This is a genomic window from Bacillus sp. JK106 (genome assembly GCF_053663355.1).
Genome location: NZ_JBSJQC010000005.1, coordinates 63636 through 78276, shown reverse-complemented (window position 1 = coordinate 78276; position 14641 = coordinate 63636). Strand labels below are relative to the sequence as shown.

Here is a 14641-nt window from a genome sequence, read left to right as displayed (position 1 = left end):
GAGGCTCCATATGAACATGTGAATGGTCAATGGCATGTTCCTCTTTCATCCCGGCACCTACTGCTGTACGGATGAGAAAAAAATGTCATATTTTCTTACATCATTTTCAACTGTCTATGGCATTTATGATAGAATAATACTTGTCGGAATATTCAGCATAAACAAACCAAAAGGAGGCAAAGAATGAATCAGCCTAACTCTTTATCTAAGGGATTAAAAACCCGGCATATGACCATGATTTCAATTGCCGGCGTGATCGGCGCCGGATTATTTGTCGGAAGCGGATCCGTCATTCATTCCACCGGACCCGGAGCGATTGTCTCCTACGCTTTAGCAGGATTATTAGTGATTTTTATTATGAGAATGCTGGGGGAAATGTCCTCCGTCAACCCGACAAGCGGTTCGTTTTCACAGTATGCGCATGACGCCATCGGTCCTTGGGCCGGTTTTACGATCGGATGGCTGTATTGGTTTTTCTGGGTCATCGTCATTGCCATTGAAGCCATTGCAGGCGCCGGAATCATACAGTACTGGTTCCCGGGCATTCCGTTATGGCTGACGAGTCTGCTTCTGACCGTGCTGTTAACACTGACGAATATTTATTCAGTTAAATCGTTCGGCGAATTTGAATACTGGCTTTCCTTAGTGAAGGTAGCGACGATCGTTGTCTTCTTAATCGCGGGATTTGCGTTCATTTTCGGAATCGTCCCCGGCAGCAAACCGGTCGGGCTGGAAAATCTGACGGGCAGCGGCGGATTTTTCCCTAAAGGTCCGAGTTCCGTTCTGCTCGGCATCGTCGTTGTCATTTTTTCTTTCATGGGATCTGAAATCGTCGCAATCGCAGCGGGAGAAACGTCAAATCCGGTCGAATCCGTCACAAAGGCGACCCGCTCAGTCGTTTGGCGGATCATTATTTTTTACGTCGGCTCCATTGCGGTTGTGGTCACACTGCTGCCGTGGGATTCAGCCAATATTTTGGAAAGCCCCTTCGTTGCCGTTTTGAGCCATATCGGGGTTCCCGCAGCCGCTCAAATCATGAATTTCATCGTCCTGACAGCCGTTCTGTCCTGCCTGAACTCCGGGCTTTATACGACGTCACGGATGCTGTATTCACTGGCAGAGCGAAATGAAGCGCCGCGGCGTTTTATGAAACTGAGTAAAAGAGGCGTACCGGTTCAAGCCATTATCGCCGGCACCTTTTTCTCCTACATTGCCGTTGTTATGAACTACTTTTCTCCCGACTCCGTATTTTTGTTCCTGGTCAATTCATCAGGGGCGATCGCACTGCTCGTCTATCTCGTCATCGCCGTCTCACATCTGAGAATGAGAAAGAAAATCGAACGGACAAACCCTGAATCTCTTAAAATCAAAATGTGGTTTTATCCGTACTTAACCTACCTGACGATCATCGCCATTTGCGCCATCTTGTTATCTATGCTGTTTATCAGTTCAATGAGGTCTGAATTTCTGCTGACAGGATTTATTACTCTGCTGGTACTTGCCTCATATGTATTCCGCAAAAAACAAAAACCGAAAGAGAGCGCTTCCGAAAGCCGGGTTGCGCAATAACCGCAGACACCCCCCTCAAAAAAGGGCGGGTGTTTTTTTAACCAACCTGTTCCAGGCAGCATTAACTGTAGTACAGGATTTCAATAAATGATAAGGACAGGATGAAAAATGGCACTAGAAAAATTTGCAGATGAACTGCCGATTATCGAAACACTCCAGCCGCAGAAGAAATCAGACGGCAGCACGTATTATGAAGTCACCATGAAGGAATGCTTTCACAAGCTGCACCGCGATCTCCCGCCGACCCGGCTTTGGGGGTATAACGGTTTGTTTCCCGGCCCGACGATCGACGTGAACAAAGATGAAAACGTCTATATTAAATGGATGAATGACCTGCCGGATAAGCATTTTCTGCCCGTGGATCATACCATTCACCATTCAGAAAGCGGTCATCAGGAACCCGATGTCAAAACCGTCGTCCATTTACACGGAGGAGCAACGCCGCCGGACAGCGACGGCTACCCGGAAGCATGGTTCACGAAGGATTTTAAGGAAACGGGTCCTTATTTTGAGAAAGAGGTATACCATTATCCAAACAAACAGCGCGGGGCTCTGTTATGGTATCACGATCACGCCATGGCGATTACGAGGCTCAATGTGTACGCCGGGCTTGCCGGGATGTATATCATCCGCGAGCGAAAAGAAAAGCAGCTGAAGCTTCCCTCCGGAGAGTACGACGTACCGCTTATGATTTTGGACCGCTCGTTAAATGACGACGGTTCCTTGTCTTATCCGAGCGGACCTGCTAACCCTTCCGAAACGCTGCCCGACCCTTCCATCGTCCCGTTTTTTTGCGGAAATACCATTCTCGTCAATGGTAAAGCGTGGCCGTATATGGAAGTTGAACCGCGGACATATCGTTTCCGCATCCTTAATGCCTCCAATACGAGAACATTTTCTCTCTCGCTCAATAACGGCGGGAAGTTTATCCAAATCGGTTCTGACGGCGGACTGCTTCCCCGCTCTGTCAAAACACAATCTATCAGCTTAGCCCCGGCCGAGCGGTATGATGTGCTCATCGATTTCTCCGCCTTTGACGGAGAACATATCATTTTAACGAACGGCACCGGCTGCGGGGGCGACGTCGATCCGGATACAGACGCCAATGTGATGCAATTCCGCGTCACAAAACCGCTGAAGGGAGAAGACACAAGCCGGAAGCCTAAATATCTTTCAACAATGCCTAATGTGACATCAAAGAGAATACACAATATCAGGACGCTTAAACTCACAAATACGCAAGACAAATACGGCCGGCCCGTTTTGACGCTGAATAACAAGCGATGGCATGATCCTGTGACAGAAGCGCCGAAGCTCGGCACAACGGAAATCTGGTCGATTATCAATCCGATGGGGGGAACCCATCCGATACACCTGCACCTTGTTTCCTTCCAAATCCTTGACCGGCGTCCTTTTGACTTAGAGCGTTATAACAAATTCGGCGACATTGTGTATACAGGCCCCGCCGTCCCGCCTCCTCCAAGTGAAAAAGGCTGGAAAGACACCGTGCAGGCGCACTCGGGGGAAGTCATCAGAATCGCGGCGACTTTCGCTCCTTACAGCGGACGCTACGTATGGCACTGTCATATTCTAGAGCACGAAGATTACGACATGATGAGACCGATGGACGTCACGGATAAGCAGTAAACAAACATCTCCCCCTTTTCTCCAGAAGGGGCTTTTTTCATTTATCCAAAAATAAAAAATAAGAAGGCGCTTATTTGCATATACTGTAATAACAGGAAGACGATGCACCCTCATTGGAAATCTGGATAGAAAAAGGAATTAGGAGATTAGGGAAAAGTATGAGACAATGAAGGAGTGCACGAAAATTCATAAGGGAAGAAGTGACTTTATGTCTTACTACAACAAACGTAATCAGGAACCGCTGCCTAAAGAAGATGTCAGTACGTGGGAATGCACAAAAGAGGACTGTATCGGCTGGAGCAGAAAGAATTTTGCCGGCAGTGATACCCCGACTTGCCCCCTTTGCGGCAGTAAAATGATCGACGGCGTCCGTTCGTTGGTAAATCTCCAAAACAATAATCAAACGGCATCAAGTTAGACCTCCCTTTTACGAGTCTCAACATAGAGAAGGCCTCCATGTCTCATGAGAGGCCTTTGCGTTATCATGTCCTTTTACGATGCAAAGGAGCAATGAACATGAAAAACGATCGGCAGCAGAAAGATCTGAAGGAAATGGCAAAACGGCGGAAAATAAACCTTGCCGCACAGTCATTCATCGAAACGCTTCATTTTGCCGTTCCGATTCTCCGTTTTTTCAAATGGCTCGCCTCAGCCGCAGCCAGCTTTGTTCATTAAAAAACACCCAGCAGGCGCTGAGTGTTTTTTTTCATGATTGGATGACGGAAAAACTGTTGATAATGCCGTTGTCATTTTCCCAGACTTTTTCGCATTTTTTCGTATCCAAATGATAAGCATAAATGGTCCGGACCCTCGCATTCCGCCCCGTTTCATCCTTCAGACGCTTAGCGCCTTTTGCTTCCGCCATGAAATAAATGATGCTGCCGTCTTTAGAAAACTGAGGCTGGGCATCAATCAGCGGAGCGAAATCCTTCCCGTTTGAGATAATCGTTTCATCTTTTTTCGTTTTGACATTCATCAGACGGATGGACGCTTTTTGTTCCGTCCCTTTTTGTGTATAAGATGTAAAGACAAGGTTCTTACCGTCCGGTGACACCGCCACGCCGCTGATAAACTGTTCAAGGTTTGTCAGGTCCTGAAGGTGTTCGCCCGCTCCTGCTGCAAACCGGATATTCGTCGGTTCAGGGTCAATCCCCTTCTCATTTGCCTCATCCGTTTTTTGATAATCCTCTTTGACGGAATAATGCAGAAGCGCAAAATCGTTTTGGCTGCGGTTATAAAAGAAGCTGCTTACACTGTCGTCTTTCTCATCAGCGGCAGGATACAGATTTTCATAACGTTTCGTTTTCAAATCAAAAGATGCGAGACGGAAAATATCTTCATCCGCTTTTCCGAGACGGAAATAAATGTGCGTCAGATCCTTTGATAAAAACAGACTGTCAGCGCTTGCCGTTCCTTTATAAAGCACCGTCTTCTTTTTCGTCTTCAGATCAAGCTTATACAGACGCATCTCATTTTGGTCATTATTCCCGACAAAATAGAGCACCTGATGGGCGTCATCGAGTGCAAACGCCGGATATGCCGAAAGCTTTTCCTCGTACAGCACGCGGCCGTCCTCGTAATATTTCGTCATCAGATCTTTGTCTGTAATGGAAACTAGCAGCTTGTCATGGCCGCCGGAGACAACAGCTTTTCCGCCGCCGTCGCTTTTTCCTTTAATCAGTAAAACGGACGCGATGACCGCCGCCAAAACGGCGGCCAGCAAAATCCAGATCCATCGTTTCTTCTTCATTATCAATCTCTCCGTCAATCAGAAAAAGCAAGAATCAGAGTCCTTGCTTTTTAAGATGGTCTATTTTAATAGCTGTAGTGTCCGGATACTCTTCCTTTGCTTAATGGATATCCGAGCGCTTTGAACGCTTTCGGGCTGACATCCAATACGGCATTCGGCAGACGGCCTACATCATTTTTGTATACTGTGATAACCTTTTTCGGTTTTGCTTTCGCATAAGCTCTGATTTTCGTTCCGTTTCTCGGAACGTCAAATCCTAATTTTGTCGCGCAATCCCAGTGTCCCAGTTTTTTACCGGAAGATCCTTTTTTACCGACTCCATTATACCATGTAATATTTCCGTTCACTTTTTTAGCACTTGCATCAGAAGAGTAACTGATCGCTCCCAGCGTGCTTCCTGCTAAAATCAATAAGGCTAAGAATAACTTCTTCAAGCTTTCGTCCTCCTGATTCTTTATTCTAGGCAAAATTATACACCAAGAAGACGATTATAATATTTCAATCACTTTACATGTTCATTACAACGTGATGAGACATGCACATAACGACGGCACAATTACCTGTTCTATATAATTCCATGGTAAATTATACTACAAAATTTAATTCATTAGCGTTATAATATTCATAGAGTATTTCTGCATTCAATATGGACTTTTTATAAGGCCTATTGATAGTTGCATAATATGATATATTTTGAGAAATCAGGCTTTAGGAAGCACTTTATTCCTTTTAACCGTGGTTCATATTGATCATGTACCTATACTCGTTTCAATCAGACTAGGAGTGATAATCAATGAAAGCGGCAAGATGGCACAATCAAAAAGACATTCGAATCGAAAACATTGATGAACCTAAAGCAGAACCGGGTAAAGTCAAAATTAAAGTCAAATGGTGCGGGATTTGCGGAAGCGACCTTCATGAATATTTGGGAGGCCCGATCTTTATTCCGGTCGGCGAACCTCATCCGTTAACAAACGAAATGGCGCCCGTCACGATGGGTCACGAATTCTCAGGAGAAGTCGTTGAAGTGGGCGAAGGCGTCAAAAATTACAGCGTCGGCGACCGTGTCGTCGTGGAACCGATTTTTGCCACACACGGACATCAGGGAGCCTATAACCTTGATGAACAAATGGGATTCTTAGGCTTAGCCGGAGGCGGCGGCGGATTTTCTGAATATGTATCCGTTGACGAAGAATTGCTGTTTAAGCTTCCTGAAGAGCTTTCTTACGAACAAGGCGCGCTTGTTGAGCCGTCAGCGGTAGCGCTTTACGCCGTCCGCCAAAGCAAATTAAAAGCGGGCGACAAGGCGGCAGTTTTTGGCTGCGGACCGATCGGGCTGCTTGTGATTGAAGCCCTGAAAGCGGCCGGCGCCACAGATATTTACGCGGTTGAACTTTCACCGGAACGTCAGGAAAAAGCGAAAGAACTCGGCGCTATCATCATTGATCCGTCAAAAACGGACGATGTCGTTGAAGAAATCGCTAAACGCACAAACGGCGGCGTTGATGTTTCTTATGAAGTAACAGGCGTTCCTGTCGTTCTCCGCCAGGCGATCCAGTCAACAAACATTGCCGGTGAAACGGTTATCGTCAGCATCTGGGAAAAAGGAGCGGAAATTCATCCGAACGATATCGTCATCAAAGAACGGACCGTAAAAGGCATTATCGGATACCGTGACATCTTCCCTTCCGTTCTTGCACTGATGAAAGAGGGCTACTTCTCAGCAGATAAGCTCGTCACGAAAAAAATCGTGCTCGACGATCTGATTGAAGAAGGCTTCGGCGCTTTAATCAAAGAGAAAAACCAAGTGAAAATCTTAGTCAAACCGAACTAAACCGTTCAGCTGAATATCAGACACATCCGAAAAAGAGCCGTTCCGGCTCTTTTTTTCATCTCATCGTCTTTCCTTCCTTTTCCTTTTAAAAATGATCCCCTCTGCGCAAACTATTTTTCACCCTGTCCCGTCTATCCTTAGGCAGCAGCCTATGATACGTATTTTTTAAAAAGGAGCCCTTTGAAGCAATGAAGAACGAAACAGCCAAAGCGTCGCTTGTGACGTGCATAACTGAGCGCAAGGAAGACTTTTACCGGCTTGCGTACAGTTACGTAAAGAACAAGGATGACGCGTTAGATATTGTTCAGGAATCAATTCAAAAAGCGCTGACATCGGTCGAATCCGTCAAAAACCCCGATGTGATCAAAAGCTGGTTTTATAAAATTTTAGTGCGCACGGCCATTGATTTTCTCCGCAAACAGAAAAAACTGAAAGTGATGGACGATGAAACGATCGAGTTTTTAAGCCGCGGAAAGGAAGATCACTACAAAGACACAGACCTTCACGAAGCGCTTGATGACCTGCCGCATCAATATAAAACCATTATCATTCTGCGTTTCTTTGAAGACCTGAAATTAGAAGAAATCGCGGACATCACGGGGGAAAACATCAACACCGTCAAAACACGCCTTTACAGGGGGCTGAAGCTCATGCGCATTCAGCTGACGAAGGAGGATCTTTCTTAATGGAAAAGAGATTAGAACAATTAAGAGAAGAGTATAAAAGTGTGCCCATTCCTAAGGAACTGGACAGCATTGTCGAAAAAGCCCTTCAGCAAAAAACGAAGAAAAAACGAATCGTGATGTGGCCGACATCCGCGGCAGTCGCTGCGGCCGTCTTATTTACCGCCGTTGTCAATATCAACCCGGATGCCGCACAAGCCATGTCTAAAATCCCCGTCATCGGCAAAGTCGTCCAAGCCATCACATTCACGGAGATGAAGGAAGAAAAGAACCAATCAAGCATTGATGTGAAAACGCCCGCTCTGTCCGGACTTTCCGATCATAAACTCGAAGACAGCATCAACCGGCATTATATGAAAGAAAGCAAAGAGCTGTACCAGGAATTTATGAAGGCGACCTCAAAAAGCAAAAAAGGCCACCTCAGTATTTACAGCGATTATGAAACCGTTACTGACACAGCGGATCTGATCTCAATCCGCCGTGATATCGAAAAAACGCAAGCTTCATCTTATACGCAAAGCCGTTACATCACGATTGATAAAAAGAATGAGGCCGTGCTTACGTTAAAGAGTTTATTTAAAGATGACCGTTATATTAAAGTCATCAGCGAAAATATTAAAGAACAAATGAAAAAACAGATGAAAGAAGATCCGAATAAAATATACTGGGTCGAAGAAGATGATATGACGGAGCCTTTTAAAGCCATCCGCGCCGACCAGAATTTTTATATTACAGATAAGCATAAACTTGTTATTTCATTTGATGAATACGAAGCGGCACCCGGATATATGGGCGTTACAGAGTTTACAATACCGACCTCCGTCATCTCCAAGCTGCTTGTCGGAGACCGCTACATCAGATAAAGAAAGAAAAAAATCCATGATATCCGCAGATCATGGATTTTTTCTTTCGTCCCGCAACAGCCAAGATGCATAAGGGACCCTTTTCATATAACAGACGCCGGACGGAGGCTGAAAAGTTTAAGAAAATCACAGCATTTCATACATTTTTTCTGAAACAAAATCCCCTTCCGAATGCGTCTAATTAACGGAACAAATGGAAGACTGTACAGAAATCAGCTATAGCTATCCGCAAAACAGCGAGAATTTCCGCACACTTTATTGGAGGAATACCATGTCAGACAAGTCACTGCATCACCGCTATATTCCCGGACTGGATGGACTTCGCGCCTTTGCCGTCCTCGCAGTTATCGCATATCATCTGAATTTTAACTGGGCCGACGGCGGTTTCATTGGTGTTGATATCTTTTTTGTTTTATCGGGGTATTTAATTACATCTATTATATTGCCTGTCCAAGGCAATGCCATCACCCTTGATTTGCGTGATTTTTGGGTGCGCCGGATCAGACGGCTTCTGCCGGCGGCTTATCTGATGATTATCACGACGGTCATTTGGGTCGTATTGTTTAACAGCGAGCTCCTGCATACCGTACGCGGAGATGCGGTCTCCTCACTTTTTTACATAAGCAATTGGTGGTTTATCTTTCATCAACTTTCTTATTTCGACAGCTTCGGCTCCCCTTCGCCATTAAAAAACCTTTGGTCGCTGGCGATTGAAGAACAGTTTTATATCATATGGCCCTTCCTGCTGCTTGCGGGAATGTACATATGTAAAACACGGGCCCGGCTTGCGGCCGCGGTCATGTTCCTCGCGTTATGTTCGGCAGTCGTAATGAGTATGATGTATGTGCCCGGCGGAGATCCGAGCCGCGTTTATTACGGGACGGATACCCGGTCATTTGAATTGCTGATCGGCTGCGCTTTAGCTTTAGTGTGGCCGATGAAACGATTATCTTCCAAACGGCTGCCGAGCAGCATGAAACACCTGCTTCACGGGACGGAGCTTGCCGCTTTTGCCGCGCTGCTGCTTTGCGTCTTTTACACGGATGAATATGAACCCTTCCTGTACAAGGGCGGCATGCTTTTGATCAGCATCACCGCAGCGGTTCTTGTCGCATGTTTATGCCATCCGAGCAGCTTTTTGGGACATGTCCTTTCATGGAAGCCGCTTCGCTGGATCGGAACGAGATCATACGGAATCTACCTTTGGCATTACCCGGTTTTCGTACTGAGCACACCCGTGCAGGAAATCGGAAATCCGGTTTATTGGCACTGCGCCGTCAGAATCGGCGCCACTTTCATTCTTGCCGAGCTATCTTACCATTTCATTGAACAGCCGATCCGCACTGCGGGCTTCCGGCCATTTTTACGCCGCGTGTTTCTGAACCGCTTTCTGGAATGGAAGACGTCCTCTGTCATCAGCAGAATGTCGCTCGGCCTCATTCTTGCCGCCATTCTCGTATTTGCGGGCGGGCTGTCAGGGATAGCCGAAGAGAAAAAACAGCCGCAATGGACGTACGCGCAGAATGATCAGCAAGAAACCGCCGCCTCTTCGCACAAAACGGCCGATCACGATCAGCCTGCAAAAGAAGAAGACAGCAAGAAAAAACACGGCGGCGAAAAAACGGATACCGCGTCAGACAAAAACAAGAAAGAACCAGCAGACAAATCAGATACGAAGAAAAACGACGAGAAAAAGGAACGGTCATCTCAAAAAACGGCTGATCCAAAACAAACACAGCCTCAGCAAGACGTGCTGGCCATCGGTGACTCGGTGATGCTGGACATTGCGTCATACCTGCGGCAGTCCCTCCCTCATGTCACCATCGACGGAAAGGTAGGAAGACAAGTCTCTCAAGCACTCCAGCTCACTTCGGAATATGCGTCATTTAATCAGCCGAACAAAGCGGTCATCATCGAGTTAGGGACGAATGGCTATTTCACAAACAGCCAAATTGAATCACTGATCAGCTCCTTTTCAAAAGCCGATATCTATCTTGTCAACACGCGTGTACCGCGGCAGTGGGAAAGCAAAGTAAACGAATCATTGCGCCGGCAGGCCGAGTCACGCAAAAATGTGACGCTTGTCGATTGGCACGCAAAAGCATTGCAGCACCCTGAATACTTCACACCGGACGGCGTCCATCTCATACCTGAGGGATCAAAAGCGCTGACATCCCTCATCGTTCAAACAATGAAATCATGACAAAAAAAGAGGCCCCAAAAAGGCCTCTTTTTCGTATATCATCAGGCAAACTTCTGTCCGCAATTCGGGCAAAAATTCGCGCCTTCCGTTTTCGTTCCGCAGTTCGGACAGAATTTCGGCTTAGCCGCTCCTTCCGAGCTGTTTGCCGGCGCCGTCCCCTGATCCTGCTGACTTTGATCTTGCTGCGGCTGGTTCTGCTGATTTTGATTCATTTGGTTCATCATTTGATTTGCCACATTCATTCCCATCATCATGCCCGCCATGTCTGAAGCGGCGCCGCTTCCGCTCATTTTGCCGGATGACATTCCGTCCGTCATGGAAATCTGCTGATAGCGGTTCACATCCCCCACCATGCCGTAAGAAGCGTTTTTCGTAATCATATCCTGAACTTCCTGCGGATAGTTAAAGCTCATAATATTGAAGCCCGTAATCGACATGCCGTCTCCGATCAGCTGCATATCAAGATCTTCTTGAATCCCTTTTCCGATTTCAAATGAATTCGACTGCAGATTGAACATGTCTTTTCCTTCTCTGGTGATCCATTTCATCAAAAGCTGATCGAGAATAGACGTAATCCGGATTTTAATGTCCTCTACTAAATAGCTGTCTCTGACACCCGCAATCTTATCAATCAATCCGATGTAGTCAATGACCTTGAAGTTAAATGTGCCGTTTGCGCGGATCGGCATACCGCCCGGCATTCCTGCCGCCGGAATGTTGATGGCGTTTTTTGTGCCCCACTTCACGGTGAACTCCTTCGTATTCACAAACAGCACTTCCGCCCGCATGCCGCTGTTAAAGCCAAACTTAAACCCTTTTAGTGTCGATAGAAACGGAATGATTTCTGATTCGATATCATAATCGCCGTCATCACGGAAAATCCCTTCAATCTTCCCGTTGTATAAAAAGATGGCATCCTGTCCCGGCCGGATGATCAGACGGCTGCCTTTTTTAATTTCACGGTTGTTCCATTTATAGAAAACCATGTCGTCTCTGAATTCTTCCCATTCCACCACATTTGCTAACTGATTTCTGAAAAAACCCATGTATGCTCAAATCCTTTACATATAATTTAAAAACTTCCCTTGCTTCCGCTGTAACTCGTGCCGCCCCTCGTGACTCCGCCGTCATTGTCATTATCTTTATCAGGCTTTTTTTCTCTTGTAATGTCGGTTCGGATATATGTGTCGTGCTGGCTCAGCACTTCAGACGTATCGTGATCCATATACGTGCTGCCGGTGACGGTGACCTTGCCGCCGGAATTGTACACCATCACGGTGACGGCGATTCCGGCCGCGGCTGCAGCGATAATCAGCTGAAACCACCATGTGAGCAGCAGATTGTCAGACTTGTCGTCCGGACTTTTCCCCATATCTTTATAAGCCATCTTGATGTAGGTCTGAAACGCCTTTTCATAATGGCCTGCGGAAATATCTGACGAGATCGTATTTCTGATCGTATTCAGCCGGCTGCTGTTCAAATACGTCTCCGCCTTTTTATACCCGGAGAGAAATACTTCCCGATCCTTCATATCAATAGTCAATATCGCCGTGCTTCCGCTAAAATGACTGTCATAAAAATCACCGGCATACTGTTCGATCTCCTTACCGCCCGTTCCGTTTGCGGTAAGAATGATAAAATCGGTATGGCGCTTTTCTCCCAGCTTCCCGGCCAATTCCTCAAGTTTCTTCGTTTCATCCTTCGTTAATAAATGGGCATTGTCATAAACATATTGCTTCTGTTCCGCGGCAGACGCTGATGTATGTAAAGAAAAAGACAGCATCAGAAAAAGGACAAAGCAGAAGAGACACGCTTTTTTCATCGATACTTTCATTAAAAACCGCCTCCTATCATAAGTGAGACGAGTCTTAATGCTAAAAACGCACCGGCGGTTATGCCGCCGAACCACGCGGCCACTTTTCCGGCACTGATCGGCGGTTTGCCGACAACCTTGCCCGTCTGCCCGTTCATCGCAAAAATGTGCTCAGCCCGCTCATAGTCGTAGCTGACCATCCAGACCGGAAGCAGTACGTAAAAGCTGCTGATTTTATCGGTCTGAATCTGCTCATCCGTAATGTCAGCCGTCGTATACCCGGAGAAGGTGGATCTGATATAAGAATCAATATAATGGCTGATTTTATCCTTCGCCCGCGGAAAGAGATCGTCATCGGTATAATTGTACTTTTCCGCTATATATCCCGCTAAATAGGCCGTATTAAACTCCTTCAGCTCACTGTAAGCGTAAGGCTCCAATTTGTCCATTAATTCATCATTCATTTTTTCTGAAGCGTCGACTGGAATTTTGAGATAATCAAGATTGATATCGCGGTACGCGTTGTAATACTCGGTCTCCGTCACCCGGTATTCTCCATCTTCATAGTGATGCACTCTCGTACAAACGGCATTGACCTGAACCTTGCTGTTTAAGTCAAACATCCAAAACGGCACGTACATGCCGGTTATGCTCTTCACCCGATCGGCAGACATAAATCCTTTCGGTGTCAGACGGCCGTTTCGGCACCACTTTTTAAAAGCGCCCATGGCCTCTTCTTTACTGATCGTAAAAGGGATCACCATCGAAGGCGCGAGATTTCCCGATAATCGGTCGGCGAGAACAGCGGCTCCTCCGCAAAACCCGCACGTCGTGGCCGTCGTTTCCGCCTCAGTCATTAATACTGCGCCGCAGTTCTCACAACGGTACTCGTTCGCCTCATTTTCGGAAAATCTCGTCGTTATATACTCTTTTGGCAGGCTCTCAATCTGATCCTGCCGCCCGCAGCTGTGACATGTCAGCATGCCGGATGAACTGTCAAAGACCATATCATCGCCGCAGTTCGGGCATTTATAAGAAATGATCATTCTGTTTCTCTCACTTTCTCTTTGTATCGGACAAAACTGCAGCCCGCTGTCTATTGATCTTTACTGAAAAGCATTTTCTGCTTAAGCGCCGCCAACTCATCGTCGACACTGCTTTGATTGCTGTCATATTTAGCCGTCAGCTCGTCAATATCGTCTTTCGGAGACGCGTTCAGCTCAGCCATCGCATTGGCGTGATCAAGCGCCCGGTTGACCTTGTCTTCCATTCTGCCGAAAGCTGTCAGCGATTGGCCCGCGTTTGACACAGAGGACCCCAATTTGTTCATTCTCTCCTGCGTTTTTGCCACAGACCACTTCGCTTTGATGGCATTTCTTCGCGACTCAAGCTCTCCGATATCAGCGACAAGCTTGTCATGCATTTTGCGCATTTGAGACGCGTTGGAAGAAGCGAGCTGATAAGCCGTCTGCAGTTCAGTCAGTCTTGATTCAACAGCCGTTTTCCTTTCCAAAAATGTCCGCGCATCGGCTTCATTGCCGGCCTGCAACGCTTTCATCGCATAACTTTCCATCTTTTCGGCATCAGCCTGGCATTCCGTTAATGCTCTTTTCGCCCGCTGTTCCTCAGCCATGACAGAAGCTGTCTCCGCTTTCACTTTTCCTAAATCACTGTTCAGATTCCGTAAATATTGATCAACCATTTTTTCAGGGTTTTCAGCTTTATCCAGCAGCGCATTGATATTGCTTGACATAATGTCTTTAAATCTTCCTAAAATACTCATTTTTCATTTTCCTCCCAAAATTAAATAGTAACAAGTTCACAGTTATATATACTGTTTTTTTCGAAAAAGGTTTCATTTTCTCTTGAATTTATGTATTTTTATATGAAAATAGTCTCATTCAGCCCATTTGTGCCGGCGGAAATTCTTCACGAGCAGATACAGTGAGAACAAAAAATAAACAAACAGCCCGATCATCAACCCGCTCACTAACGGATAATGCTTCGCAGCATACACAAAGAAATCCAGCTGCGAAATCTGTTCCGGACTTGTAATCGTATCCGTCCCATTCAAAAGCTTTGAGAATTTAGCCGTATCATTCCAATCAAACGAATCAGAAACAAGCTCACTCCCCTGATACCAATTGACAGCGGCGAGACAAAGAAAACAAAAAACAGAAAACGCGCATTGCACAATAAGAAAAACATGTTTCATAAAAAAACATTCCTCCGCGGTTCAATATCACAGGCCGTCACACTGTACATGACGGCAGCAGCAG

Annotated in this window: 15 protein-coding genes; 8 read left to right on the top strand and 7 right to left on the bottom strand. The window is 46.3% G+C overall.

The window, feature by feature from the left end; translation table 11 throughout:
- Window positions 1-183 precede the first annotated feature (183 nt).
- The 4 genes from gabP to ACWJJS_RS17885 all read left to right on the top strand — a co-directional run bounded on the left by gabP (window position 184) and on the right by ACWJJS_RS17885 (window position 3891).
- Window positions 184-1569: a GABA permease gene (gabP, locus tag ACWJJS_RS17900; RefSeq protein WP_146283761.1), complete on the top strand. Its 1386-nt coding sequence runs from the start codon at window positions 184-186 to the stop codon at window positions 1567-1569.
- Between the two features lie 108 nt (window positions 1570-1677).
- On the top strand, window positions 1678-3216 hold the full coding sequence (gene cotA / locus ACWJJS_RS17895; protein ID WP_454023777.1) for an outer spore coat copper-dependent laccase CotA: 1539 nt from the start codon (window positions 1678-1680) through the stop codon (window positions 3214-3216).
- Window positions 3217-3424: 208 nt separating this feature from the next.
- Window positions 3425-3634 carry a cold-shock protein gene (locus ACWJJS_RS17890; protein WP_007408879.1) on the top strand — a complete coding sequence of 70 codons (210 nt, stop codon included), beginning with the start codon at window positions 3425-3427 and terminating at the stop codon, window positions 3632-3634.
- Window positions 3635-3732: 98 nt separating this feature from the next.
- Window positions 3733-3891: a hypothetical protein gene (locus ACWJJS_RS17885; RefSeq protein ID WP_165409795.1), complete on the top strand. Its 159-nt coding sequence runs from the start codon at window positions 3733-3735 to the stop codon at window positions 3889-3891.
- Between the two features lie 31 nt (window positions 3892-3922).
- Here ACWJJS_RS17885 and ACWJJS_RS17880 read toward each other — a convergent pair whose 3' ends face one another.
- Both ACWJJS_RS17880 and ACWJJS_RS17875 read right to left on the bottom strand, forming a co-directional pair.
- On the bottom strand, window positions 3923-4966 hold the full coding sequence (locus ACWJJS_RS17880; protein ID WP_454023776.1) for a TolB family protein: 1044 nt from the start codon (window positions 4964-4966) through the stop codon (window positions 3923-3925).
- Window positions 4967-5031: 65 nt separating this feature from the next.
- Complete coding sequence (locus tag ACWJJS_RS17875; protein WP_007408877.1) at window positions 5032-5400, bottom strand: RlpA-like double-psi beta-barrel domain-containing protein; 369 nt, start codon at window positions 5398-5400, stop codon at window positions 5032-5034.
- 359 nt (window positions 5401-5759) lie between these two features.
- On the opposite strand from ACWJJS_RS17875, the gene ACWJJS_RS17870 reads away from it, so the two are divergent.
- The 4 genes from ACWJJS_RS17870 (at window position 5760) to ACWJJS_RS17855 (ending at window position 10549) form a co-directional block, all read left to right on the top strand.
- A complete protein-coding gene (locus ACWJJS_RS17870; RefSeq protein ID WP_003155800.1) occupies window positions 5760-6800 on the top strand; it encodes a 2,3-butanediol dehydrogenase in 1041 nt (346 codons plus the stop codon).
- 188 nt (window positions 6801-6988) lie between these two features.
- Complete coding sequence (locus ACWJJS_RS17865) at window positions 6989-7486, top strand: RNA polymerase sigma factor (RefSeq protein ID WP_003155802.1); 498 nt, start codon at window positions 6989-6991, stop codon at window positions 7484-7486.
- Window positions 7486-8346 (top strand): anti-sigma-V factor RsiV, encoded by an 861-nt coding sequence (rsiV, locus tag ACWJJS_RS17860; protein WP_317461747.1) that lies wholly within the window; start codon window positions 7486-7488, stop codon window positions 8344-8346. Before ACWJJS_RS17865 ends, rsiV begins: the two co-directional genes overlap by 1 nt.
- A 271-nt stretch (window positions 8347-8617) precedes the next feature.
- A complete protein-coding gene (locus tag ACWJJS_RS17855; protein WP_317461746.1) occupies window positions 8618-10549 on the top strand; it encodes an acyltransferase family protein in 1932 nt (643 codons plus the stop codon).
- 41 nt (window positions 10550-10590) lie between these two features.
- Here ACWJJS_RS17855 and ACWJJS_RS17850 read toward each other — a convergent pair whose 3' ends face one another.
- From ACWJJS_RS17850 to ACWJJS_RS17830, 5 genes are all read right to left on the bottom strand, one after another.
- Window positions 10591-11595, bottom strand: a complete 1005-nt coding sequence (locus ACWJJS_RS17850; protein WP_454023775.1) for an SPFH domain-containing protein — start codon at window positions 11593-11595, stop codon at window positions 10591-10593.
- A 26-nt stretch (window positions 11596-11621) separates the two neighbouring features.
- Complete coding sequence (locus tag ACWJJS_RS17845) at window positions 11622-12383, bottom strand: TPM domain-containing protein (protein ID WP_039062723.1); 762 nt, start codon at window positions 12381-12383, stop codon at window positions 11622-11624.
- Window positions 12383-13408 (bottom strand): TFIIB-type zinc ribbon-containing protein, encoded by a 1026-nt coding sequence (locus tag ACWJJS_RS17840; RefSeq protein WP_172614496.1) that lies wholly within the window; start codon window positions 13406-13408, stop codon window positions 12383-12385. The genes ACWJJS_RS17845 and ACWJJS_RS17840 overlap by 1 nt, the downstream gene beginning before the upstream one ends.
- A 50-nt stretch (window positions 13409-13458) precedes the next feature.
- Entirely contained in the window at window positions 13459-14145 is a 687-nt protein-coding gene (locus ACWJJS_RS17835; protein WP_025853951.1) for a PspA/IM30 family protein, read from the bottom strand.
- Window positions 14146-14259: 114 nt separating this feature from the next.
- Complete coding sequence (locus ACWJJS_RS17830; RefSeq protein WP_025853950.1) at window positions 14260-14577, bottom strand: YjdJ family protein; 318 nt, start codon at window positions 14575-14577, stop codon at window positions 14260-14262.
- Window positions 14578-14641: the final 64 nt, after the last annotated feature.